Here is a 22,716-nt window from a genome sequence, read left to right on the forward strand (position 1 = left end):
AACCCGATTCTCTCCTCTTTCTTATTTTGATAAAAGGAGCATACCCTTGATTATTCCCCGGCTTAGTTGTTTAATTCCATTTTGAGGAATTTACCTGTGTAGCTACTTGGCGTGGCAGCTACTTTCTCTGGAGTTCCCTGAACTACAATTGTTCCACCCTTATTTCCACCTTCTTGACCCAGATCTACAATGTAATCTGCCATTTTGATCACATCCATATTATGCTCGATAATCAAGACTGTATTTCCCTTGGTCACTAAGCCATTTACCACCAGCATCAGCAATTCTATGTCCTGAAAATGAAGTCCAGTGGTAGGTTCATCCAAGATATAGAACGTCTTTCCAGTGTCTTTCTTTGAAAGTTCAGTGGCTAGTTTGACACGCTGAGCCTCTCCGCCCGAGAGCGTAGTAGCGTGCTGGCCTAAGGTGATGTAGCCTAACCCTACGTCGTTGAGGGTTTTGATCTTTCTGAGGATTTTTGGGAGCTTATCAAAAAACTCTACTGACTGTTCTACGGTCATGTCTAGCACATCAGATATAGATTTTCCTTTGTAGCGAATCTCCAGCGTCTCCCTATTGTAGCGCTTACCTTTGCAGGTTTCACAGGGAACGTGGACATCCGGAAGAAAATCCATCTCGATCAGTTTCATTCCAGCACCCTCACAATCCTCGCATCTACCTCCCTTTACATTGAAGGAAAAACGACCTGGTTTGTAGCCTCTGATTTTCGCTTCAGGCAATTCGGTGAAAAGCGTCCTGATGTCCGAGAAAACACCGGTATAAGTAGCGGGATTAGATCTTGGAGTTCTACCAATAGGTGACTGATCCACTTCTATGACTTTATCCAAATGCTCCAGCCCCTCTACGCTTTTGTACGGCATAGGGGTTTTCTTAGAATGGTAAATATGCTGATTCAGAATAGGGTATAGTGTTTCGTGAATCAAAGTACTTTTCCCACTTCCCGATACGCCAGTAATACAGATCAAGGTTCCAAGAGGAAGATTGAGATTGATATTCTTGAGATTGTTTCCTGAAGCACCTTTTATCACCAAGGATTTTTCTTTGCCTGTTCGTCGAACCTTCGGAACTGGCAATCCGATTTTTCCTGCTAGGTATTTTGCCGTCAGGCCATCGGTTTTTAGGATATCGGCTGGCTTCCCTTCAGTCACAATCTGCCCTCCATGCCTACCAGCACCAGGCCCCATATCTAGCACATAATCAGATGCCAGCATCATATCTTTGTCGTGCTCCACCACTAACACGGAGTTGCCCAAGTCTCGCAAACTTTGAAGTGCGTGAATTAACTTTTCGTTATCCCGCTGATGAAGACCAATGCTCGGCTCATCCAAAATATAAAGCACGCCTACTAGCTGTGTACCTATCTGCGTGGCCAACCTGATCCGCTGGGCTTCCCCACCAGAAAGGGTTCGAAGCGGTCTGTTCAGGGACAAATAATCCAATCCTATATCGAGTAGAAACCCAATTCTCTTCCTTATCTCCTTCAGCACTTCTGCTGCAATCACATTTTGCTTCTCCGAGAGTCTATCCTCCAATCCCACAAACCAATCGCTCAATGAGCGAATATCCATCATCGCCAATTGGCCGATGTGAGTATTATCCAGTTTGATATGGAGAGCCTCCTGTTTGAGTCTATAGCCGTGACAATCCGGGCAGGTCTGAGAGATGGTAAACTCACTCACCCAATCCTGAATTTTGTCAGAGCTGCCTTCTTGGTATTTTTTCAAAAAATTGACAATCCCTTCGAAAGTCGTATGCCATTTGGTACCCGGATGCTTCACAGAATCTACTGCTACTTCTATTTTATCACCGTTAAGCAGGGTATCTACCACCTCTGCTGGTAGTTTTTCTATAGGAGTACTCATGCTGCACTTATAGTGCTTCAGGATGGCTTCTATTTTCTTGAAAATCCAGATATCCCGGTATTCGCCAAGGGGTGCTATTCCACCACGTGTAATACTGAGTTTAGGATCGGGGATGATACTTTCCCGGGTAATTTCCTCTGTGATTCCTAGCCCGTTACAGGTAGGACAAGCGCCATAAGGGCTATTGAAAGAAAATGTATTCGGTGCAGGTTCCTCATAAGATAGTCCAGTCTCCGGATCCATCAGGTATTTTGAGAAATGATGAATATCCCCCTTTTCGTCACGAATCATCAGTACGCCCTTGCCATGTTGTAAGGCAGACTTCAAGGATTGAGTGATACGAAAACGATCCGATTCTTCCGCCACTATCCTATCTATGACTATTTCTATATCATGGATTTTGTAGCGATCTACTTGCATTTTGGGCTGCATGTCCAATACAACTCCATCTACCCTGACTTTAGAGAAGCCCATTTTTCTTATCTGCTCAAAAAGCTCTCTGTAATGTCCTTTTCGACCTTTGACGACAGGCGCCAGAATGTAGAGTTTTTGATTTGAAAAATTAGAGAACAACAAGTCAATGATCTGATCTTCTGTCTGTCGAACCATTTTTGACCCGGTCAAATAAGAATATGCCTCGCCAGCCCTGGCATAAAGCAATCTCATGAAATCATAAATCTCTGTCACGGTACCTACGGTAGAGCGTGGATTTTTCGATGTAGTCTTTTGCTCGATGGCTATCACAGGCGACAAACCGTTGATTTTGTCCACATCTGGGCGCTCCATCCCACCGAGGAAAGATCTGGCGTAAGCCGAGAATGATTCCATGTACCGACGTTGGCCCTCGGCATAGATCGTGTCAAATGCCAGTGAACTCTTTCCACTACCACTTAGTCCTGTGATTACCACTAGCTTGTTGCGGGGAATCTTAAGGTCTAAGTTTTTGAGGTTATGCTCTCTGGCTCCAAAAATCTCTATGTATTCTTCCTTGGCAGGAGTGATTTGACTCATATTAGTGGCTGGCAATTTTAGACGGCAAAGGTACGGATTTTCATCTGCACACGGTAGTAAAGATCTATCCCTGTAACTCAAGCTGTCGGGATTAGTTCGATAAAAATGAAGCGTGGATGAAGAACCTAGCTTAACTTTTCTGGTTCATGAACAAAGAAGCTAGCGTCAAAACCTGAAAAGCAAAACCCTTTTTTGGTAGAAAGCTCAAGAAAAAGCCTGCTTCTCAAAATCACTCAGGCAACAGGATCTGGTAACTTTTACCTCGCTTACCATTCAAGTTTTTATCCCTCAACCAAGGATTATAAAGCTTCAATTCCTTGTAGTTACTTCCCTGTTTTTGCGCCCAGCTCGCAAGGTTTTTTATATCGGAGGTGACAGAAATACTCCTCATTGTTGGGTTTTTATAATAATCTGATTCTCGTAAGTAAAAACCAAACTCGGAGGGATTTTCGAAGATTACTTTGAAAGCCAAAATTCTAAACAAATACCGGCTAGTTTCATCGTTAAGAAACAAATCATAGTAATTGTCGGCAAACTGATCTTGCTGTCTTCTAGAAAATCCAGCTTGTCCCATATTGTAGCTAGCCGCCACAGCCGTCCAATCTCCAAATCTGGCGTGTGCTTTTTTCAGGTATTTTGAGGCGGCAAGAGTGGCTTTGGGTAAATGATACCGCTCGTCCACATCTTTGGATATTTCAAGACCATACTCTTTTCCTGTGGATTCCATTATTTGCCAAAAACCTTTTGCTCCTGCAGGCGAAGCCACGTTCATCAAAGCAGATTCAGCCATCGCCAGGTATTTGAAATCATCCGGAATTCCATTCTCTTTCAACGTTTCCTCTATCTCAGGAAGGAACTTGCTTGACCGCTTCATCAGCAGAATCATGTTAGATTGCCAATAAGCATTGACATAAATCTCACGTTCCAATCGTTCTCTTACATCTTCGATTTCCAGCGGGACTTTTTCTCCAGCAAAGGTTAATTCCTTCGGCAAGTCAAAAAGACGAACAGAATCCCTAGATGGCATCGGCATATTTTGAAGCAGCTGCACCTGGGCTACGCTGGGTTCTGGGGTGATTTCTGCTGGAGTTTTCCAGATAGCATACACTGCCAGCGATAGGCTGAGAAGAAGTAATAAATAGAGAGGAAGAAGTTGAGACTTATTCATGTAACAGTTTCGTCGGATTCTTTGCTTGGTGTGGGGAATTAGAAATTCGGGCTGAGCAAATACTTACTATAGAACTCATCGATCACTTGAACCGCTTCGGTAGCATCTTCTACTACAGAAAAAAGTTCTAAATCGATCTCATTGATATAATGATGGCTAAGTAGAGTCTTTCTGATCCAATCGACCAAGCCTGACCAATACTCTTTACCAACCAGTACGATAGGGAATTTGCCTATTTTATTGGTTTGTATCAATGTCAACGCTTCGAAAAACTCATCCATAGTTCCAAAACCACCTGGTAGCACGACGAACCCCTGAGAATATTTGATAAACATCACTTTGCGAACAAAGAAATAATCGAAGGTCATCAGCTTATCTCGATCAATATAAATATTGTCAAATTGCTCAAAGGGCAATACGATATTCAACCCAACGGATTTCCCGCCTTCCGAATGCGCTCCTTTGTTACCAGCCTCCATGATCCCTGGGCCTCCGCCAGTGATTACACCATAGCCGTGACGCACCAGCTTGGCAGCGATATCCTCCGCCATTTTGTAATGCTGGTGATCCCTAGGCGTCCTGGCGGACCCAAAAATTGACACGCAAGGGCCGATTTTCGCTAATTTTTCGAAGCCCTCTACAAACTCAGACATGACCTTAAAAATCACCCATGAATCAGCACTTTTGATTTCGCTCCAATCACGCTCTTTGAAAGCTAAGCGGATTTTTTCTTCTGCATTTTGATTTTCTTCGCTACTCATTTCTATCTTTTTTTTAAAGAAAACGATCTCTTTCCTGTAATGTCTAGTGATTTTACGACTATTCGATTATCTATCTGCTAATCCACTGACTTTCAATATAAAAAATAATTGCTCATGGGAATCAAACTGCTTTGACTAGTGTACTTTTGCGCACCATTTATAACGATCAAAATGAACCTTGCCCAGAAATCCCTAGCTACCCTCGCTGTATTCACTGAGCTTGAAGCAGATACGAAGCAATTTGCAGCAGAAAGCGGATTAGGTTGTTTATCATCCTGTGGCTTTTGCTGCGCAAATCCCAAAGTTCCCGCCTCACCATTAGAGTTTCTACCCTTGGCTTTTGACCTCTATGCAAAAGGATTGGCTGAATCCACGCTGGTTTTGATGGACGAAATGGAAGAAAGCGCTAGCTGTGTGATGTATAGACCCCAATCAGCAGATGGTTCAAAGGGGTTCTGTGGAAATCACAATAAAAGAGGATTAATCTGTAGATTATTTGCTGCTTCAGCACGCAAAACCAAATATGGTAAAAAAGACCTCATTATTTGTAAAATTTTGAAGGAGGCGAAGGCAGCCGAGTACCAAAATACCATTGATCGAATAAATCATGATATGGATATTCCTCTCGCTACGGCTTACTACAGCCGTTTGGACGAAATCGACCAATCCCTCTGCCAACAATTCACCATCAACGAAGCTATTGCTTTTGCCTTGGAACTTGTTTTGAGATATAAATTCTATGAAGAGCAAGAACTAGATGCAATTGCATAATTTTTTTGCTCCTACCAATTGAAGTATATTGTGTCGTATTTCAACTGTAAGTTCATATAAGCTTTTAATCATGCTGAAAATCGGAGAAATAGTACAAACTGTAAAAGGAATAGTAGAGACTAAAATAGACATGGTCAAACAAGATATCCAGGAACAATTAGCTGGAATCTTATCTCGCCTCGTTGTTTTAGTTTTAATGGGAGGTAGTCTCTTGTTGGTTTTGTTATTTATGAGTTTGTCCCTGGCTTTTTTCCTAAGTCAATACTTCGAATCTCCACATATGGGATTTTTGTTAGTTGGACTATTATATCTACTCATCTTGGTGGTTCTCTACTTGATCAGAGACAATGACACCACTCAAGATAAGATGCAGAAGGGATTGAAGGGTTTTATTTTTAGAGCTAGAATTTTCAAAAAACGCCAAGAGAATGAATAAGGATCTCAAGAAAAAAGAAGAAGAATTGGAGCAGACTTTGGCTAGGCAGTTGGAATTATTCAAAGCGGAGTCTGAAGACTGGCTCAAAATTGGTGGAGTCGTCTTAGCTGGTGGCCTGATCGCGCTAGCTATAGTAAAAACCCGAAAGGGCCGCAAAAACAAGAAAACTGAAGACGCAATTGCCGTTCTGGAAAGAGAAGGCTTGCTCACCAAAGAGATTGAGAAAAAACTCACTCAGGAATCCAAATCATCCTTTTGGCCTAGCATGGGTCAGCGCTTGTTGATTTTAGGGCTAGCTTTTGCTAAAGAAAAATTCTTACCCAATCTATTTGCAACGCAGACAGAAGATGCCAGTAGGGAAGAAAAAAGTCAGTAAAATTCTCAAAAGCTTTCACCTCAGCGGTAATAAAGGATTAGCTTGGCTGGTTGATCCTGATAAGATCAAGAATTTATTACTTTTTGAAAAAGAGTTTTCGTGGGTCAAAGATTCTACACTGGATTTAATCTTGGTGGGAGGAAGTCATCTTGCTGAAGATAATTTCAGGGAAGTAGTGATCTCTCTGAAGCGAATATCCGGCGAAATACCAGTAGTAATATTCCCAGGCTCTCGTATGCAGCTGGCACAGGAAGCGGATGGCATATTATTCCTTAGCTTAATCTCGGGTAGAAATCCCGAATATCTGATAGGCCATCAGGTGCAAGCAGCTCCACAGGTAAAAAAAATGAACCTAGAAGTATTACCCACGGCCTACATGCTAGTGAATGAAGGTGAAGTAACTAGTGTACAGTACGTAAGTCAAACAGTACCCCTACCAAACTCCAAGCCCGATCTAGCAAAAGCGACTGCATTAGCAGGACTATACATGGGTATGAAATATTTCTACCTTGATGCCGGAAGCGGGGCCAAATCTCCAGTTGCTCCAGAAGTAATCCAAGGAGTAAAGTCAGTCTCTAAAAATCCAGTGATTGTAGGTGGGGGATTGGATAGCCTAGAAAAAATAAAATTAGCCTATGCTAGTGGAGCAGACCTGGTAGTAGTAGGCAATGCTATTGAAAAAGACTCCAGCTTTTTGGCTGAAGTCTTGAATAATAAAGTGCTGTTGAATTTATCTCTACACGTTAATTAGAGATTCTCTTCTTCTCATTTTGCCGGCAGGGACACCGTACATCATCTTAAATCTGCGGCAGAAATAGGCCGTATCTTTATAGCCTACCTCTTTTCCAATATCTCGAATTGACTTTTTGGTAGTTCTCAAAAGCTCCACGGCCGCCTCCATACGTTGATACTCAATATAATCCTGAGGATTGATTCCTGTGAGCATTTTGAAGTACTGCCCCACGTAATCTTCTGATACATTCGCCACTTTAGCTAAAATCTTATTGGACAAGTCACCCCCAAGATTGGTTTTGATAAAATTGAATAAATCAATCAATCGTGGGTCTTTGAAGTAGGTAGCGTTGGTCGAAAGTTCTTCTAAAAACAACCTATTCTTCAAAATATGGCGAAGCAAGTCGATAACTAGCAATTCGGTGTGGGCTTTCAAGGCCCTTTCTTTCCCTACATTACTTACCTCTACTTCCTTCATCAGATCTTCTATGATCGTAGCAAGTCGATCATTGAACCGTATGATGAATGGTGGGATATCTAGGGAATTAAAAAAGTTAACAACATCAAAAACTTTAGACTCAAAGCCAAGAATCGAAATACAGTCATCCTCCGTACTTTTAATATCCCTGAAACTTATACTCTGTAGGTATTTTTTCTTGTTTTCCTGAAACTGATCTTTTGATATTTCTCCTTTTTTGGAGCTATTCCCAATAGTCAATTTCGTTTTCTGATCGGCAGGTAAGAAAAGCACCTCGCCTTCGTTCAAAAGCTCTTGATCCTCTCCAAATTTAAGCGTACCATGGTGTAGTAAAATAAGTGTATTATCAGATTCTACATATTCAGTCACTGTGATTGGTTTTTCTACTCGGAAATTATTTCCGCGAATAAACCTTACATTGACTGATTCGATTACCTTGTTGTAATATTCCATGAATAAGTAGTAAAAAAACGTAGGGTCAAAAATATAATTTTTCTAACGAATATTCATAGTTATTCTACCAATAGTAGCAAAAAAAGGGTGCAGCGAATCCTCGCTACACCCTTTGTACTATAAGATTAAAGTTATTTTAAGATACCTCTGGAAATTACTATTTTCTGAATCTCTGAAGTTCCTTCATAAATCTGAGTGATTTTAGCATCTCTCATCAGTCGCTCCACATGATATTCTCTAACATATCCGTACCCACCATGAATCTGTACAGCTTCTATGGTGACGTCCATAGCCACTTGGGAAGCGTATAACTTTGCCATGGCTGAGGCGTGAGAATAGTCTTCGCCCTGATCTTTCAGCCAGGCAGCTTTATATACTAAAAGCCTTGCCGCTTCAATATTCGTAGCCATATCTGCTAGTTTGAATTGAATGGCTTGATGCTGAGAGATCGTTTTGCCGAAAGTCTTTCGTTCTTTAGCATAAGCCAGTGCAAACTCATAAGCTCCTGCGGCTATTCCAAGAGCTTGAGCAGCGATGCCGATTCTTCCACCATTAAGCGTTTCCATGGCAAATTTGAACCCAAAGCCTTCCTCGCCAATACGGTTTTCTACAGGCACTTTTACATCTGTAAACATAAGTGAGGTAGTGTCAGAAGCTCTGATGCCCAGTTTGTCTTCCTTATGTCCTTGTACGAATCCTTCCCAGCCTTTCTCTACAAAAAACACTGAAATTCCCTTATGTCCTTTGCTATGATCAGTCTGAGCAAAAACTAAATAAATGTCGGCTTTAGAGCCGTTTGTAATCCAGTTTTTGGTTCCATTCAATACGTAATGATCACCATCAAGGTACGCTTCCGTCTTTTGAGAAGTAGCATCAGATCCTGCTTCAGGCTCCGAAAGGGCAAAAGCACCTAGTTTTTGACCGGATGCCAGTGGTTTTAAGTATTTTTCTTTTTGAGCTTCTGAAGCATATTTTTCAACTCCCCAACAAACCAAGGAATTGTTGACGGACATGATCACCGAAGCGGAGGCATCTATTTTCGACAGTTCTTCTATCGCAAGAACATAAGATACCGTATCCATTCCCCCTCCATTATATTTCGGATCTACCATCATTCCCATGAAGCCGAGTTCTCCCATTTTTTTGATCTCCTCAGTAGGAAATCTAGTCTCAATATCTCGTTGGATAACTTCTGGAAGTAGCTCGTTTTTAGCAAAATCTCTAGCAGCTTCTTGCACTGCGCGATGCTCTTCTGTCAATTCAAAATGCATAATATTCTATGTGGGTTTACCTTTCTGCTTGGAATATATGGCAAAAAAAGAAGAGGGGCAAAGCTTGCCCCTCTTCCAAAATGTTATTTGATCTGTATCAATCTCTATTTCCAAAAAAGACGAAAATGTAGTAAGCTAAGGTAGCCATGGAGGCCAAAGCCGCGACCACATAGGTCATTGCTGCCCATTTCAGCGCATCTTTTGACATGGTATATTCATCTGCGGTCACAATATTTCTGGTTTTGATCCAAGCCAGTGCTCTATTACTGGCGTCGAATTCTACCGGTAGGGTAACGATAGTAAATAACGTCATGATGCTATACGCTCCCACTACGATGAATCCTACCCTTTCGTAGGGCAATCCCAATGCAAAACCCCCAAATAGAGAAGCTAAAAGCACAAAATTCAGAATTTTACCCGCACTGTTTTGAAGTGGAACCAAAGTAGATCTTAGATTGAGCCATGTGTAAGAAGTAGCGTGCTGCACGGCATGGCCACACTCATGAGAAGCTACAGCAGCAGCTGCGGCATTCCTTCCATAGTACACGTCCGGACTCAAGTTGACCGTTTTATTTGCTGGATTGTAGTGGTCGGTGAGTTGTCCTTCTACCGAGAGGACCTGGACATCAGAGATGTTATTATCTGCGAGCATTAGCTTGGCGATTTCTGCTCCTGATAGATTAGCCTTCAGCGCAACTTGAGAATACTGCTTGAATTTGCTCTTGAGCTTTCTACTCACTACAAAGCCAGCTATGGCGAATACGACAACGATTAAAATAAGTATCATAATTAATTTGTTTGCAGGATTGAATACGTGTTAGACTTTTTGGGGTTGAGTTGCAGATGATATTTTCAGCATTATTAACCAACTCACAAACCCAACTATAAGTACCAATAATACTTGTGAACTATGGGAGATGACAGCGAAGATTTTAGCGTCTAATTCCGATATTCCCAACTGTATCAAAATGAAGGCCACTAGGGCGTGAAAGGTTCCAATCCCACCCTGAACAGGTGCAATCATGCCAATGCTTCCCATTACCATGACTAGTAATATTTCACCTGAGGACAAATTGGCAGTACTAGGTATGCCTAGGGCGATCGTGTACATGGTAAAGAAATAAATCACCCAAATTAAAATTGAGCTGATCCAAAAACCTACGGGATTTGATAATTTACCTATTCGCTTGAGACCTGCCAGAATCTCTCTCAGAAAATGTTGAAGCTTGTTTAGTATTCCATGATCTCGATATCTCCTAAATACATAAACTACTAGCAAAGTGAACACTACTAGGCCACCAATCACCATCGGAAGATTTGAGAGGAGTTTTTGAAATAGGAGATCTATATCAACAAGTTGACTAGAGAGATCCAGAAATAGGTCTTTTTCTACAAAAAAAGCTAATGCAATGATGGACAAGAGACCAAGGAGATCAACACTCCTTTCTACGATTACTGTCCCAAATAGGTATCCTACCGAAATCCCATTAGTGCGGGTAAGTACAGCACATCTTGCCACTTCACCGGCTCTTGGAACGAGCATATTCACAAAGTTAGCGATCATCACCGCATGATATGAACGGGTAAGAGATACCTGCTGACCTTCTTCTGTGTCTATCAAAAGAGTCCATCGCCAGCTTCTCATTAAGTAACCCATCATAGAAATCACCAGTGATACTAGCACCCAGCTCCAATTGCTGGATTTTAGTTGGTCTATGAGTGAGTCAAATGCTATATCTCTATACAAATACCAAAAAATCCAGATTGCAACTCCTAAAGAAATTGTAATCTGGAAAAATTGCCTGATGTATTTATTGCCCATTAGATGAGTTTATTTTGCTCGTCTGGAAATATCAAAACAGGTTTAAATTGTTTTGCTTCTTCTAGCTCCATCCCTGCATAAGAAATAATAATGATGATGTCTCCGACCTGAACTTTCCTTGCAGCCGGCCCATTCATGCACACCTGGCCAGAGCCTCTTTCACCTGTAATCACGTAAGTCTCTAGTCTCTCGCCATTGTTTACATTGACTATTTGGACTTTTTCATTAGCTATGAGGTTAGCTGCATCCATGAGGTCTTCATCGATGGTGATAGACCCTACATAGTGCAACTCCGCCTGAGTGATTTTAACTCGGTGGATTTTTGATTTCAGTACCTGAATTTGCATTGGTTTAATTTTGCGGCAAAACTAAGGAATAATTGGCAGGTTGTCGATTAATCTGATATCACCGAGATAAGCAGCCACACAAATTGATGATTTTTGACTTGAGTCAAATTCCTTGTACCTGTGGAAGCTCTCAGGATGGATCAATTCAAAATATTCCAACCTAGCTAAGGACATTTCCTCAAAGTTGCGATTGATTTGATTTTGCACCTGCAACCATGACCTTCCGTTTAAAAGTTCCTCGGAAGCCTGGATGAGACTTGCATACAGCACCAAAGATTGCTTCCGCTCTTCTGCAGATAGGCGAACGTTTCTGGAGGACAAAGCCAATCCGTCTTCTGCCCGCCTTGTGGAGACAATTTCTAGTTCTATGTCAAACGAGAGATCTTTCACGAGTTGCTTGATAATGGCAGTCTGCTGGAGATCTTTTTGCCCAAAAAATGCTTTATGAGGTTTTATGATATTGAAGAGTTTTGAAACTACTATCCCGACTCCGTTGAAATGGCCGGGACGAAAAGCTCCTTCTAAAACTCTTTCTAATTCTCCAAAATTTATACTTAAGCTAGGTTTTTCAGGATACATAGTATCCGTATTGGGAAGGAATACAAAGTCAGTTTTTTCTTCCCTAAGTTTAGCCAAATCCGCCTCTAGCGTAGTAGGATACTTCTCAAAATCTTCCTGATTATTGAATTGTGTTGGGTTCACAAAAATAGAAACCACCACTATATCCGATCGCAACCTGGCTTTTCTTATCAAGTCTAGGTGGCCTTCGTGAAGTGCTCCCATAGTCGGGACCAAACCTATAATTTTATTGTTTTTTAGGGAATCAAGCCAGTATTTGTTCCAATCGGCTCCAGTTTGGATTACATGCACTGGTACAGGGTTTAGAATGGGTAAATAGCGCCAAAATTATATTAATAATCAGAAAAACAAGGCCTTTCATCTTTTTTTTGTACATTTGCAAAGCTGTTTTTCACCCTAAACATTAAAATCCGATAACTATGTCCAATTTACGTATTCTCTACGTTGCAAGTGAAATCAATCCTTTTCTTGAAACTTCTCAAGTTGCCAACTTCCTAAGAGCCCTACCTCAAGCTATGCAAGAGCGCGGTATGGAGATCAGAATTTTGGTACCCAGGTTTGGACTAATCAACGAGCGAAAAAACAGATTGCATGAAGTAGTACGGTTATCAGGAATCAATATCGCAGTAGGTGATGAAGAGAAGCCATTAGTGATCAAGGTAGCTTCAATTCCAAATGCAAAAATGCAAGTTTACTTCATTGATAACGAGGATTACTTCCATAGAAAGCATGTCTTCCACGACAAGCAGAAGAAATTCTACGAGGATAATGATGAGCGAGCAATTTTCTTCTGTAAAGGAGTGATCGAGACGGTGAAGAAATTAGGATGGGCACCTGATGTAGTTCATTGTAATGACTGGATGACCAGTTTGATCCCTATGTATTTGAAGACTACCTATAAAAGCGAGCCTCTATTCAAAAACACTAAATCCGTGTTCGCGGTCTATAACAATGGATTTTCTCATACCTTTGGCGATGATTTGTTAAACAAGGTTAAGATGGTCGATATAGATGACGCTAATTTAGCACCTTTGATGAGCAAAGACTACACAGGATTTATCAAGATAGGTATGGAATATGCTGACTTGATAGTCAAAGGCGGTGAAGTTTCCGCAGAATTAAACCAACTAATCGAGGGGTTCTCAAAAGACAAAAAGTTTGAAATCAGTATTGAATCAGAATCAGAAGCACAGGCTCACGAAGAGCTCTACGATATATATACCAACCTCGCCGGTTAATCTGGCATTGGGGGCGATTATGTCCCTTTTTCTTATCAGTTCCTGTAGTGACCCTGCTACGGTAGGTATAGAGCTTGCTCCCGGAAACAACCAAATTGGTGTGGTTTTCGAAGAGTTTGAATTATCCGCTGAAGTGGTTTTGGTAGATTCTTTTAACACGACCAATCAGATAGTGCTTGTAGTGGGCGAGGAAGAAGATGATTTCTTTGGAAAAACATCTGGTCAGGCATACACCAGACTTTCATTTGATCCTAATACCCCACTACCAAAAGAAGATGCCCTGTTGGATTCGGTATTTTTCTTTATGAATGTTCGGAGCATTGATGGAAACAAGTTGGATGAAGCCAAATACTACTCCGTTCATAAACTCACTGAGCAAATACAAGACACCATTTATTACAACTTCGATAAGTTATCCTACGAAGAATCTCCAATTGCATCTGGAGAAATAATATTTGGAGAAAAATCAGATACACTAGTTTCTCTTAAGGTAACACCAGAATTTGCAGAGGAGCTCTTTACCGAGATAAAAGATGGCCTCTATTTCAACGATATATTCGTTTTTCGTGACTATATCCCTGGAGTAGTAATCAAGGGAAGAGAAGGTGATAATACAACTATTGGGTTAGGCCTGGGTACAGGTACAGGTTTGATAAGCTATTACCACTATGAAGGAGATACAGCGGCGAAAGCCTATAGTATTACTGCTAGTGTTAGACTTTCAAATGGATCAATTTCTGCGGCGAGAGGCTTTAGTAGCATTCAGAGTAATCGCAGCGGGACACCTACTCAAGTAGTAACTGAAACGAATAAGTCCTACAATGTGGGCCCTCTAGTAGGAATGAAATCAGGACTTGGTATGACGATAAAACTAGACACCAGTCCATTTGATGCGTTTTTGGATACACTTTCTGGAGTTACTTTCAATCAGGTAATTTTGGAACTAGGAGAAATAGAAGAACAGGCAGAATCACAAAAACCTCCAGTTGGTATCACCATGTATTTTACCGATTCCAGAAACGAGATTTTAGAAACTTCAACGGGGGCTAGATTATCAGTTCAAGTAGATGGAGCACCTCAAGTATTAATAAACGAAGACGGATCGGAAACCCCAAGTACGGCGAACCCTGCCGCATTAATTTATAATGCAGAAAGTAAAACTTATAGCCAATTCATTACTTCGTATGTCAATGCGTTGTTTAGAAATCAACTAACACGTAAAGATTGGCTACTGTATGCAGACTTACCTGCCTCTAATGGCGACGATTTTAAAAAGTCACTAAAGCAGTTTGTGGTGGACAAGAATAAAATCAAAGTAAAAGTTATTTACTCAAAGACAAGGTAGCACAATCGATTTCGAAGAAGTTCTGATAATCCACTTTCAATTTTAAAGGAAGTGGATTATTTTTTTTGGCATGAATGCTGTTTCTTTGCGGAAGTCAAACTTTATCTAAAGAATTTTTCAATATGTGTGGAATCGTAGCATATGTAGGGCAACAAGAAGCTCTGCCAATTATTATCAAAGGACTTCGAAGATTAGAATATAGAGGCTATGATAGTGCCGGTGTGGCACTATTGGACAACAATGGTCTAAGTATCTACAAAAAGAAGGGGAAAGTCTCCGAATTAGAGAAGCATCTAGAAGCATCTTCTGATTTAGGATCCACCATCGGCATAGGCCATACGCGCTGGGCTACTCATGGTGAGCCAAACGATGCCAATGCTCACCCACATTACTCATCTTCTGAGAAAATCGCAATGATCCACAATGGTATCATTGAAAACTATGAGGTTTTAAAGCAAGATCTACAGAAGAAAGGATACACTTTTCAATCAGATACTGATACTGAGGTTTTCATCAAATTCATTGAGGATATTCAACTGAATAATCATTGCAGCTTAGAAGAAGCACTCAGACTGGCACTCCACAAAGTAGTTGGGGCTTACGCTATCGTATTGATCAACAAAGAAGAGCCTGATACGCTTATCGCAGCGAGGAAGGGTTCTCCATTAGTCATTGGTGTTGGAGAAGATGAGTATTTCTTAGCTTCGGATGCGACGCCTATCATAGAGTACACCAATAAGGTGGTTTACTTGGACGATTTTGAAATAGCTGTAATCCGAAACAATCGCCTTCAGATAAAGACCATTGAGAACGTAGAGACCAACCCCTACATCAATCAATTGGAAATGGAACTGGAAGCCATCGAAAAAGGTGGATACGATCATTTCATGCTGAAAGAAATCTACGAGCAGCCAAAATCAATTGCTGATTGCTTAAGAGGGCGCTTAGACGCCAAATCAGGTCGCTTAGTTCTTGGTGGCTTGAGGGATTATATGAATAAATTCCAGAATGCAGAGCGAATCATTATCACCGCCTGTGGTACTTCCTGGCATGCTGGACTAGTGGCCGAATACCTATTCGAAGAGTTTGCGCGAGTGCCTGTAGAAGTAGAATATGCTTCCGAATTCAGGTATAGAAATCCTGTAGTAGGCGAAAAGGATTTTATCATCGCCATCTCCCAATCGGGTGAGACTGCTGATACGTTGGCCGCTATAGAACTAGCAAAATCCAAAGGAGCTACCATCTTTGGTGTTTGTAATGTAGTTGGATCATCCATCCCTAGAGCAACCCATGCAGGATCCTATACCCACGCAGGTCCTGAAATTGGGGTCGCTTCTACTAAAGCCTTTACAGCTCAAATCTCCGTTTTGGCTATGATGGCTCTAAAGCTAGGCTACCAAAGAGGAACTTTGCCAGAAAGTAAATATGTGCAGTTGCTACATGAACTAGAAGCAATTCCTGGAAAAGTAGAGCGCGCCTTGAAAACCAACGATGCCATTCAGTACATCGCAGGTGAATACAAGGATGTAAGAAATGCACTCTACCTAGGAAGAGGATATAATTTCCCTGTGGCATTGGAAGGAGCATTAAAGCTCAAAGAAATCTCCTACATCCACGCAGAAGGCTATCCAGCTGCAGAAATGAAACATGGGCCTATCGCTTTGATAGATGAGGAAATGCCTGTATTCTTTATTGCAACCAAGGATAGTTCTTACGAAAAAGTAGTCAGCAATATCCAAGAAGTAAAGGCTAGAAAAGGGAAAGTAATCGCAGTAGTCACCGAAGGTGATACACAAGTGAAGGCCATAGCCGACCATGTGATCGAAATACCTGAAACTCACGAGGCTTTTGCACCGCTGGTAGCAGTCGTTCCCCTCCAACTACTCTCCTATCATATCGCGGTCATGCGCGGATGCAACGTAGATCAGCCAAGGAATCTGGCCAAATCAGTTACAGTAGAATAAATAGCACAGGCTGTCCCCAATGGGCAGCCTGCTCTATTTACAGACTCCCCCAGTCCAAGACGTAAGTCCCGCCAAGTCCGCAGCACAGGCATTTCCGTAGGTTTTACCATCGCAACCACAGACGGGAACGTATTCCAAAGTACATGGACCACTTCTTATTTTTGACGTGTCGATGCAGGAATGTAGTGGTTTTTCTTCTTCGCAGCCTAGAAGGCCCAAACAGAAAATCAACAGCAGTATATTTTTGAATTTCAGCATAATCCATAGACGTTTAAATCAAGCCATGTGCTACAGTTTATAAGTTAGAAGTAGTATTCTGCCTCCGGATAAATTTCCCTATTTTTGCGCAGCGAATAAGAAACTATGCTGGACAAATTACAATCAATAAAAGAACGGTTTGAAGAAGTAGGTCAATTACTCATTTTGCCTGAATCCATGGCGGACATGAGTAAATATACCAAGCTCAACAAGGAATATAGGGAGTTAGAAAAAATTGTAAAAGTCTATGATGAGTATAGCTTAGTCCTGCAGAATATCACCAGCTCAAAGGAAGTGCTGGATAAAGAGAAAGATCCGGATTTCAGGGAAATGGCTAAGGACGAGTTGGACGAATTGAGACCTAGAAAAGAGGAACTTGAGAATGAGTTAAAGCAACTACTGATTCCGAAAGATCCTAATGACTCAAAAGATTGTATTCTGGAAATCAGAGGAGGTGCTGGCGGTGACGAGGCCTCTATTTTTGCAGGAGATCTATTCCGCATGTACCAGAGATTCTGCGAACGTGAAAATCTGAAGCTAACCGTTTTGGATTTGACTTTTGGTTCAGCTGGAGGTTATAAAGAAATTATTTCTACCATATCAGGAGGAGAGGATGTATATGGTCGGATGAAATATGAATCTGGCGTCCATCGTGTACAGCGCGTGCCGGCCACTGAGTCACAGGGGCGTGTACATACTTCCGCTGCTTCAGTAGCCGTTTTGCCAGAAATGGACGAAGTGGAAGTCACTATTGACATGAATGATGTCAGGAAAGACACGTATTGCTCCTCAGGCCCAGGTGGTCAGTCGGTGAACACCACCTATTCGGCCGTGCGATTGACACATGAGCCATCAGGGCTGATCGTGACGTGTCAGGATGAAAAATCGCAAATCAAAAACTTCGAGAAAGCACTGAGAGTGTTGCGATCTAGGCTATACGAAATCGAACTAGCCAAACACAACGATGCAGTGGGCGCTCAGCGAAAATCAATGGTAGGATCTGGCGATAGATCAGATAAAATTAGAACCTATAACTACCCTCAATCCCGAGTGACAGACCATAGAATCAACAAAACTGTGTATAACCTCCCCGAGGTAATGGATGGGCACATTGAGGACTTTATATCCGCCCTGAGATTTGCAGAAAACCTGGACCGAATGAACAACAGCGGATTAGAAGACTAGGCTGAAGATTTGTTTAAAAAGCCTTAGAATTTTATTGATTCTGAGAATAGCCTAGTATCTTGAAGAATTAACCAGCAGACTTTTATGATTATTACCGGAGAAAGAGAAATACGTCTAGTCACTTGGAATGAAGCTCATTTCCATCAACTCTATCCCTTGGCCAATAATCCCAAAATTGCCATGAACCTGAAGGATAGCTATCCTCAGCCCTACACTATCCATGATGCACGTCATTGGATAGAGCACAATCAAAAATTCAATCCGCCACAAAATTTCGCTGTGGAGTATGAAGGAAGACTGGCTGGATCGGTAGGTTCTGAAAGAGGAAAGGACGAGCTTCGTACTAATATGGAATTAGGATTTTGGATAGGAGAGCCATTCTGGGGAAAAGGTATAGCTACTGAAGCGGTAAAGCTGTACACCAAATACATTTTTGAGAAATTCGATATTGAGCGAATTTTCGCTCAAGTCTATGATTTCAATGGTCAATCGATGAATGTTCTCGAGAAAGCAGGCTATTTCCCGGAGGCCATTTTGAAGAAAGCATTTGTGAAAAACGGCAGTATTGGTGATATTTTCCAGTATGTCAACATACGTGGCGAGCAATAAAACTCATCAGCTAAGCGAATAGAATCACAGGGTATTCACTGGTGGTAATTCTTCACAAGCTTCTGCGAGATGAGTTATTACTGGATTACTACTTTTCTCACGATTACGCTGGATTCGGTATAAAGCTGGATTAGATTCATCCCTTTAGGTAAGTGTTCGATTTTCATTTCTCTCATCTCATTGCTCAGATCAATTGACCGAACAACTTGTCCAAAGGCATTGATTACTTGCAGTCGTCTGAAATTACTCCCTCCCAACTGTAAATTGATAGTGCCTGAAGAAGGGTTTGGAAATACACGAATGGTCAAATCCTCTTTCTCTGGCACTGAAGTGATCACGTTGACATTTACATCCAAAATCCTCGCTACTCCTTCGTTGCATTCGTTTTCGGCTACCACGCTAAGCTGAAAATCCCCTTCTTTTTCCCAGCGTACTTTCACCTTTTCTGTCCCTTGGCCTTGAAGAATTGTACCTGCCTGACTAGAAATTTTCCAGATGAAATTTACAGCATTTTGTAGCGGCACTTGGTATTCAGCCTCCCACAAGCCTACTTGGCTCTCACCGGCTATTGCTCCCGGCTGGGCCGGGGCTTTGTTCACCGTGATCGCTTTTTGAATGGCGGCAGCTTTACCACAAATATTCTCCTGAACGACCTTTAGCTGCTGACTTCCAGATGCATTCCATTTTACAGTGATTAAATTAGTCCCCTGGCCATCTACTATTTCCCCTCCGCTGACTTCCCAAACATAAGTTACTCCTACTAGATTGGGTAGAGAATACCGGTTAGATTCATCTAAGCAGACAGAGCCATTACCCTGTATTTGAGCTGCTGCCGGAGGAATATCTGATACAATGACCTCCATTGATGAGGTTTTGCCGTTGCCACAGAAATTCTCCATACTTACAAATACACCATTTCTGCCTGGAGTTTTCCATAGTACTTGAATCTGATCAGTTCCTTGGCCAGAAATTATTTCTCCTCCATCTACTCGCCATACCAATTGTGCTCCTGGCATTTCTGGATCCGCGATGGAATAATTGCCGATGGTTAAACATAGTTGATCTGCACCGGTAATTTCGCTTAACGCCACAGGAGGAATGCATTCATACCTCAAGATGGTACCGTCTTCCCCTGAAGCAAAGGCCACGGTGGGAGTGCCTACTGTTATACCCGTTAGATTTCTGGTAGTACCGCTCGGAATCTGAACCCAAGATTCGCCCCCATCTTTGGTTTGAATGATAAAGCCATTATCTCCAGATGCAAAACCCAAATTTCTATCCCAAAAATCCACTGAATTCAAATTTTCCGTAAAGGGAACAGTAATTTTTCTCCAGGTTTTAGCTTTGTCTTCCGATTTCAAAATAACGCCTGCATCACCTACGATCACAGAGGTACTAGAGTCAAGCTTCGCCAAAGCATTCAAGTCTTCAGTGGTTAGTTTTGGAAGATTTTCCCAAGTATTCCCCCCATTCGTCCAGCTAATCTGTCCATTATCTCCTATGGCAAATCCGATTTGAAAATCAAAAAAGGTCAGGTCTCTAAGGTTTTCGTCCGTTCTGGACTGAACTCCGTCTGCATCCCAAGTGACTCCGGAGTCGAATGATCGAGCCATGTAGCCATTTGTTCCAGTGGCATATAAGACCGAGGGCGCAAAGAGATAAAACCCAGCTATGGTATCTGCTGTCGGTGCGGTAACCTCTACCCATGTGACTCCGGCATTGCCTGTCCTGAAAATCTTTCCACCCGCACCTCCTACATATCCGAAGGAAGAATTCCAATAATCCAACCCAACGATATCAATTCCCTGTGGCAATGGTCTAGAAACAAGACTAGTAGCGCCATTGGTGGTAATAAAATCTGCTCCCCTTTCTCCTACGATATGTCCAGTTCGATCATTTTGGAAATCTATACCGGAAAAATCATTTCTAATTCCAGCCAATCGTTGCGTGTAGGAACTTCCTGCATTGGTAGAAGAAATCATATACCCATCCTGACCAACTGAAAACACAACATTGCTAGCCGGCTTAAAGGCCAGCCCCTTTAGACTTCGAGTGTTGGTAGCTCCTAAATTTGCCTTTGAAAAAGTCAGTCCTGAATTAGCCGAACGTAGCCCCGTGGCAAAATCCCCTACCACAGTAACGATCCTACTATCCAAAGGGCTGATGGCTACTTTGTGCAAGTCCGTTATCACTGAAGAAGGCTGCATAGTCCAAGTCACTCCAGCATCCGTTGTCTTTAGTATAGTCCCGCTATTTCCTACTACATAGCCTATTAAAGGCGTGGCAAAGACAATACCATTCAGATTAGCGGACAAACCGGAATTTAATTGAGACCACTTTTTGCCACCATCAGTCGTTCTCAAAAGTAAACCTTGGTTTCCAGCAATATAGGCAGTGTCTGGATTAATGGAATGGATGTCATTTAGAGGTTGACTGGTTCCAGATATGAGTTTTGACCAAGTCACACCTTTGTTTGTAGAAAGTAAAATTTCGCCGGTATTTGAGGTGGCATACATGCTAATCTCTGAGGAAATAGCTAAGCTTTTCAGGGTATTAATCGTACCCGATGCCACTTTCGCCCAAGTATTCCCACTATCCACAGTCCTTAGTATCAGCCCATTTTCCCCTACAGCAATACCCGTGTTTCTATCCCAAAATGCGACATCACGCAGTTTACCCCCCATTTCCACCTTTAGCTCCTCCCAGGTAGTTCCTCCATCTGTGGTACGAATTAGCAGGTTTTCGCCCACAGCAAAACCTACATTCTCATCTATCCAGGTAGTAGATTCCAAGTCAAGGCCCCAGCTTTGCATTCTGATCCAGCTTTGAGAAAAAAGCTGAGTACTCAGCAACATCCCGATTAAAAATAGACCAAAGGTTTTTAGCATGTACATAGTAGAATAAAACAAAAATAATTTATTTCAAGTCTTCTCAAAGAGATAATATTAGTGAATCCTTACAGAATAGGCTGAAATACCCCAGCCCTTGCCATTCTACTAGGTAGCAGATTGCTTTTTACGCTACCTATTTAATAGATTACCAAATGAACTTGTGCCCCTTTAACCAGAGGAAAAACCTACGAATTGAACCTTCTTATACTTTCAAATTAGTAGTTTTATCTAATACTAACTTCCCCACACCATGAAGCAGCTTCTATACTTTCTACTACCTTCCTTTCTTTTATTAGCATGCGGACCGCAGGAGAGAATTTCTAAAAGTGTGTTCGATGAAGTCAATAACGCTATGGAAGCCAAGAAGCTTTCAGATGCTGAAATCACCCAAGAAGCAATGATCTGGGGAGATTCCATAAGCAGTGAAGCACAAAGGCAACTAATGGAACGCCTTCAGATGGCCGTTGCTGAAAAAGGATTTGTAGGAGCTGTTGACTTCTGCCACCTGAATGCGAACCCTAGTATAAAAGAGTTAAATGACAAACATGGAGTATCGATCAGACGAACTTCTCTACGAGCTAGGAATCAAGATAATTTGCCCACAGATGATGAATTGCCCCTTTTAGAGGCATATCAATATAATTCAGAAAACAACATAGAGAATGAACCCAATATTCAGAAAATAGAAGGTGGGGAAGTTTTACTTTATACCAAAGCCATTGTGATTCCCTCAGAGTTTTGTTTGGCTTGCCATGGAGACACTAAAAGTGATATTAATGAAGAGGTCTTGAACAAGATTAACGCTCTTTATCCAGATGATTTAGCGAGGGACTTCGAGGTAGGTGAGTTGAGAGGAATGTGGTCTGTAAAACTCCCAAAAAAATCAGTCGTCAATCGCTTATAACAAACGATTGAAATGACAAGTAAAGCCTGATTTTAGCTCATTAATTAAAAATTGAAAAATTTCTAGTATTCTTTCAATTATCCCTTTTTTCTGGAAATAATACTATTTGAGTCGAAATACTCTATTATTTGACATCATTTATGTCAAAATCCAGTCACCTTTTGGCAAGAAACAGCTTGCTTTTAGAGAAGCATAGGTAGAAATTAGGTTGTTAAATTTTATTAATTACCAATA

The 22,716-nt window shown here is 41.6% G+C and carries 21 protein-coding genes; 10 read left to right on the forward strand and 11 right to left on the reverse strand.

The genetic code is table 11. The annotated features are described in order from the left end of the window. Nucleotides 1–62: 62 nt before the first annotated feature. The 3 genes from uvrA to ABJH64_RS06935 form a co-directional block, all read right to left on the reverse strand. On the reverse strand, nt 63–2,894 hold the full coding sequence (gene uvrA, locus ABJH64_RS06925) for an excinuclease ABC subunit UvrA (protein ID WP_348274750.1): 2,832 nt from the start codon (nt 2,892–2,894) through the stop codon (nt 63–65). A gap of 229 nt (nt 2,895–3,123) precedes the next feature. After that, nucleotides 3,124–4,062, reverse strand: coding sequence for a lytic transglycosylase domain-containing protein (locus tag ABJH64_RS06930; RefSeq protein WP_348274749.1), 939 nt, complete (start codon nt 4,060–4,062; stop codon nt 3,124–3,126). 38 nt (nt 4,063–4,100) lie between these two features. Next, nucleotides 4,101–4,823: a TIGR00730 family Rossman fold protein gene (locus ABJH64_RS06935; RefSeq protein ID WP_348274748.1), complete on the reverse strand. Its 723-nt coding sequence runs from the start codon at nt 4,821–4,823 to the stop codon at nt 4,101–4,103. A 171-nt stretch (nt 4,824–4,994) separates the two neighbouring features. Here ABJH64_RS06935 and ABJH64_RS06940 point away from each other — a divergent pair, with 171 nt between their 5' ends. From ABJH64_RS06940 to ABJH64_RS06955, 4 genes are all read left to right on the forward strand, one after another. After that, entirely contained in the window at nt 4,995–5,594 is a 600-nt protein-coding gene (locus ABJH64_RS06940) for a YkgJ family cysteine cluster protein (protein WP_348274747.1), read from the forward strand. A gap of 70 nt (nt 5,595–5,664) precedes the next feature. Beyond that, nucleotides 5,665–6,030 carry a phage holin family protein gene (locus ABJH64_RS06945; RefSeq protein WP_348274746.1) on the forward strand — a complete coding sequence of 122 codons (366 nt, stop codon included), beginning with the start codon at nt 5,665–5,667 and terminating at the stop codon, nt 6,028–6,030. After that, nucleotides 6,023–6,406, forward strand: coding sequence for a hypothetical protein (locus tag ABJH64_RS06950; protein WP_348274745.1), 384 nt, complete (start codon nt 6,023–6,025; stop codon nt 6,404–6,406). The genes ABJH64_RS06945 and ABJH64_RS06950 overlap by 8 nt, the downstream gene beginning before the upstream one ends. Further along, nucleotides 6,360–7,157 carry a geranylgeranylglyceryl/heptaprenylglyceryl phosphate synthase gene (locus ABJH64_RS06955; protein ID WP_348274744.1) on the forward strand — a complete coding sequence of 266 codons (798 nt, stop codon included), beginning with the start codon at nt 6,360–6,362 and terminating at the stop codon, nt 7,155–7,157. Before ABJH64_RS06950 ends, ABJH64_RS06955 begins: the two co-directional genes overlap by 47 nt. Here ABJH64_RS06955 and ABJH64_RS06960 read toward each other — a convergent pair. The 6 genes from ABJH64_RS06960 to panC form a co-directional block, all read right to left on the reverse strand. After that, nucleotides 7,143–8,069, reverse strand: coding sequence for an AraC family transcriptional regulator (locus ABJH64_RS06960; protein ID WP_348274743.1), 927 nt, complete (start codon nt 8,067–8,069; stop codon nt 7,143–7,145). The two genes, ABJH64_RS06955 and ABJH64_RS06960, sit on opposite strands and share 15 nt — an antisense overlap. Nucleotides 8,070–8,200: 131 nt before the next feature. Beyond that, nucleotides 8,201–9,340 (reverse strand): acyl-CoA dehydrogenase, encoded by a 1,140-nt coding sequence (locus tag ABJH64_RS06965; protein ID WP_348274742.1) that lies wholly within the window; start codon nt 9,338–9,340, stop codon nt 8,201–8,203. 97 nt (nt 9,341–9,437) lie between these two features. Then, on the reverse strand, nt 9,438–10,127 hold the full coding sequence (locus ABJH64_RS06970; protein ID WP_348299280.1) for a zinc metallopeptidase: 690 nt from the start codon (nt 10,125–10,127) through the stop codon (nt 9,438–9,440). Between the two features lie 30 nt (nt 10,128–10,157). After that, a complete protein-coding gene (locus tag ABJH64_RS06975; protein ID WP_348275000.1) occupies nt 10,158–11,162 on the reverse strand; it encodes a lysylphosphatidylglycerol synthase transmembrane domain-containing protein in 1,005 nt (334 codons plus the stop codon). Further along, nucleotides 11,162–11,509 carry an aspartate 1-decarboxylase gene (gene panD / locus ABJH64_RS06980; RefSeq protein ID WP_348275001.1) on the reverse strand — a complete coding sequence of 116 codons (348 nt, stop codon included), beginning with the start codon at nt 11,507–11,509 and terminating at the stop codon, nt 11,162–11,164. Before panD ends, ABJH64_RS06975 begins: the two co-directional genes overlap by 1 nt. A gap of 21 nt (nt 11,510–11,530) precedes the next feature. Then, on the reverse strand, nt 11,531–12,379 hold the full coding sequence (gene panC / locus ABJH64_RS06985) for a pantoate--beta-alanine ligase (protein WP_348275002.1): 849 nt from the start codon (nt 12,377–12,379) through the stop codon (nt 11,531–11,533). Between the two features lie 128 nt (nt 12,380–12,507). Between panC and ABJH64_RS06990 the strand changes: the two genes are divergently transcribed. The 3 genes from ABJH64_RS06990 to glmS all read left to right on the forward strand — a co-directional run bounded on the left by ABJH64_RS06990 (nt 12,508) and on the right by glmS (nt 16,635). Next, nucleotides 12,508–13,326, forward strand: a complete 819-nt coding sequence (locus tag ABJH64_RS06990) for a glycogen/starch synthase (RefSeq protein ID WP_348275003.1) — start codon at nt 12,508–12,510, stop codon at nt 13,324–13,326. Nucleotides 13,327–13,345: 19 nt separating this feature from the next. Further along, on the forward strand, nt 13,346–14,671 hold the full coding sequence (locus tag ABJH64_RS06995) for a DUF4270 family protein (RefSeq protein ID WP_348275004.1): 1,326 nt from the start codon (nt 13,346–13,348) through the stop codon (nt 14,669–14,671). 122 nt (nt 14,672–14,793) lie between these two features. Further along, nucleotides 14,794–16,635: a glutamine--fructose-6-phosphate transaminase (isomerizing) gene (gene glmS, locus ABJH64_RS07000; protein WP_348275005.1), complete on the forward strand. Its 1,842-nt coding sequence runs from the start codon at nt 14,794–14,796 to the stop codon at nt 16,633–16,635. A gap of 33 nt (nt 16,636–16,668) precedes the next feature. On the opposite strand, the gene ABJH64_RS07005 is transcribed toward glmS, so the two are convergent. After that, entirely contained in the window at nt 16,669–16,893 is a 225-nt protein-coding gene (locus ABJH64_RS07005) for a Kazal-type serine protease inhibitor domain-containing protein (RefSeq protein WP_348275006.1), read from the reverse strand. Nucleotides 16,894–16,998: 105 nt separating this feature from the next. Between ABJH64_RS07005 and prfA the strand changes: the two genes are divergently transcribed. Then, nucleotides 16,999–18,078, forward strand: coding sequence for a peptide chain release factor 1 (prfA, locus tag ABJH64_RS07010; protein WP_348275007.1), 1,080 nt, complete (start codon nt 16,999–17,001; stop codon nt 18,076–18,078). Between the two features lie 84 nt (nt 18,079–18,162). Next, the gene (locus tag ABJH64_RS07015; RefSeq protein WP_348275008.1) at nt 18,163–18,687 is read left to right on the forward strand and encodes a GNAT family protein; all 525 of its coding nucleotides are present in this window, start codon (nt 18,163–18,165) and stop codon (nt 18,685–18,687) included. 77 nt (nt 18,688–18,764) lie between these two features. Here ABJH64_RS07015 and ABJH64_RS07020 read toward each other — a convergent pair whose 3' ends face one another. After that, on the reverse strand, nt 18,765–21,575 hold the full coding sequence (locus tag ABJH64_RS07020) for a YCF48-related protein (RefSeq protein ID WP_348275009.1): 2,811 nt from the start codon (nt 21,573–21,575) through the stop codon (nt 18,765–18,767). A 253-nt stretch (nt 21,576–21,828) separates the two neighbouring features. Here ABJH64_RS07020 and ABJH64_RS07025 point away from each other — a divergent pair, with 253 nt between their 5' ends. Continuing rightward, the gene (locus ABJH64_RS07025; RefSeq protein WP_348275010.1) at nt 21,829–22,482 is read left to right on the forward strand and encodes a DUF3365 domain-containing protein; all 654 of its coding nucleotides are present in this window, start codon (nt 21,829–21,831) and stop codon (nt 22,480–22,482) included. The last annotated feature ends 234 nt before the right edge of the window (nt 22,483–22,716 follow it).

It is taken from the genome of Algoriphagus sp., from assembly GCF_039969895.1.
GTDB lineage: Bacteria > Bacteroidota > Bacteroidia > Cytophagales > Cyclobacteriaceae > Algoriphagus.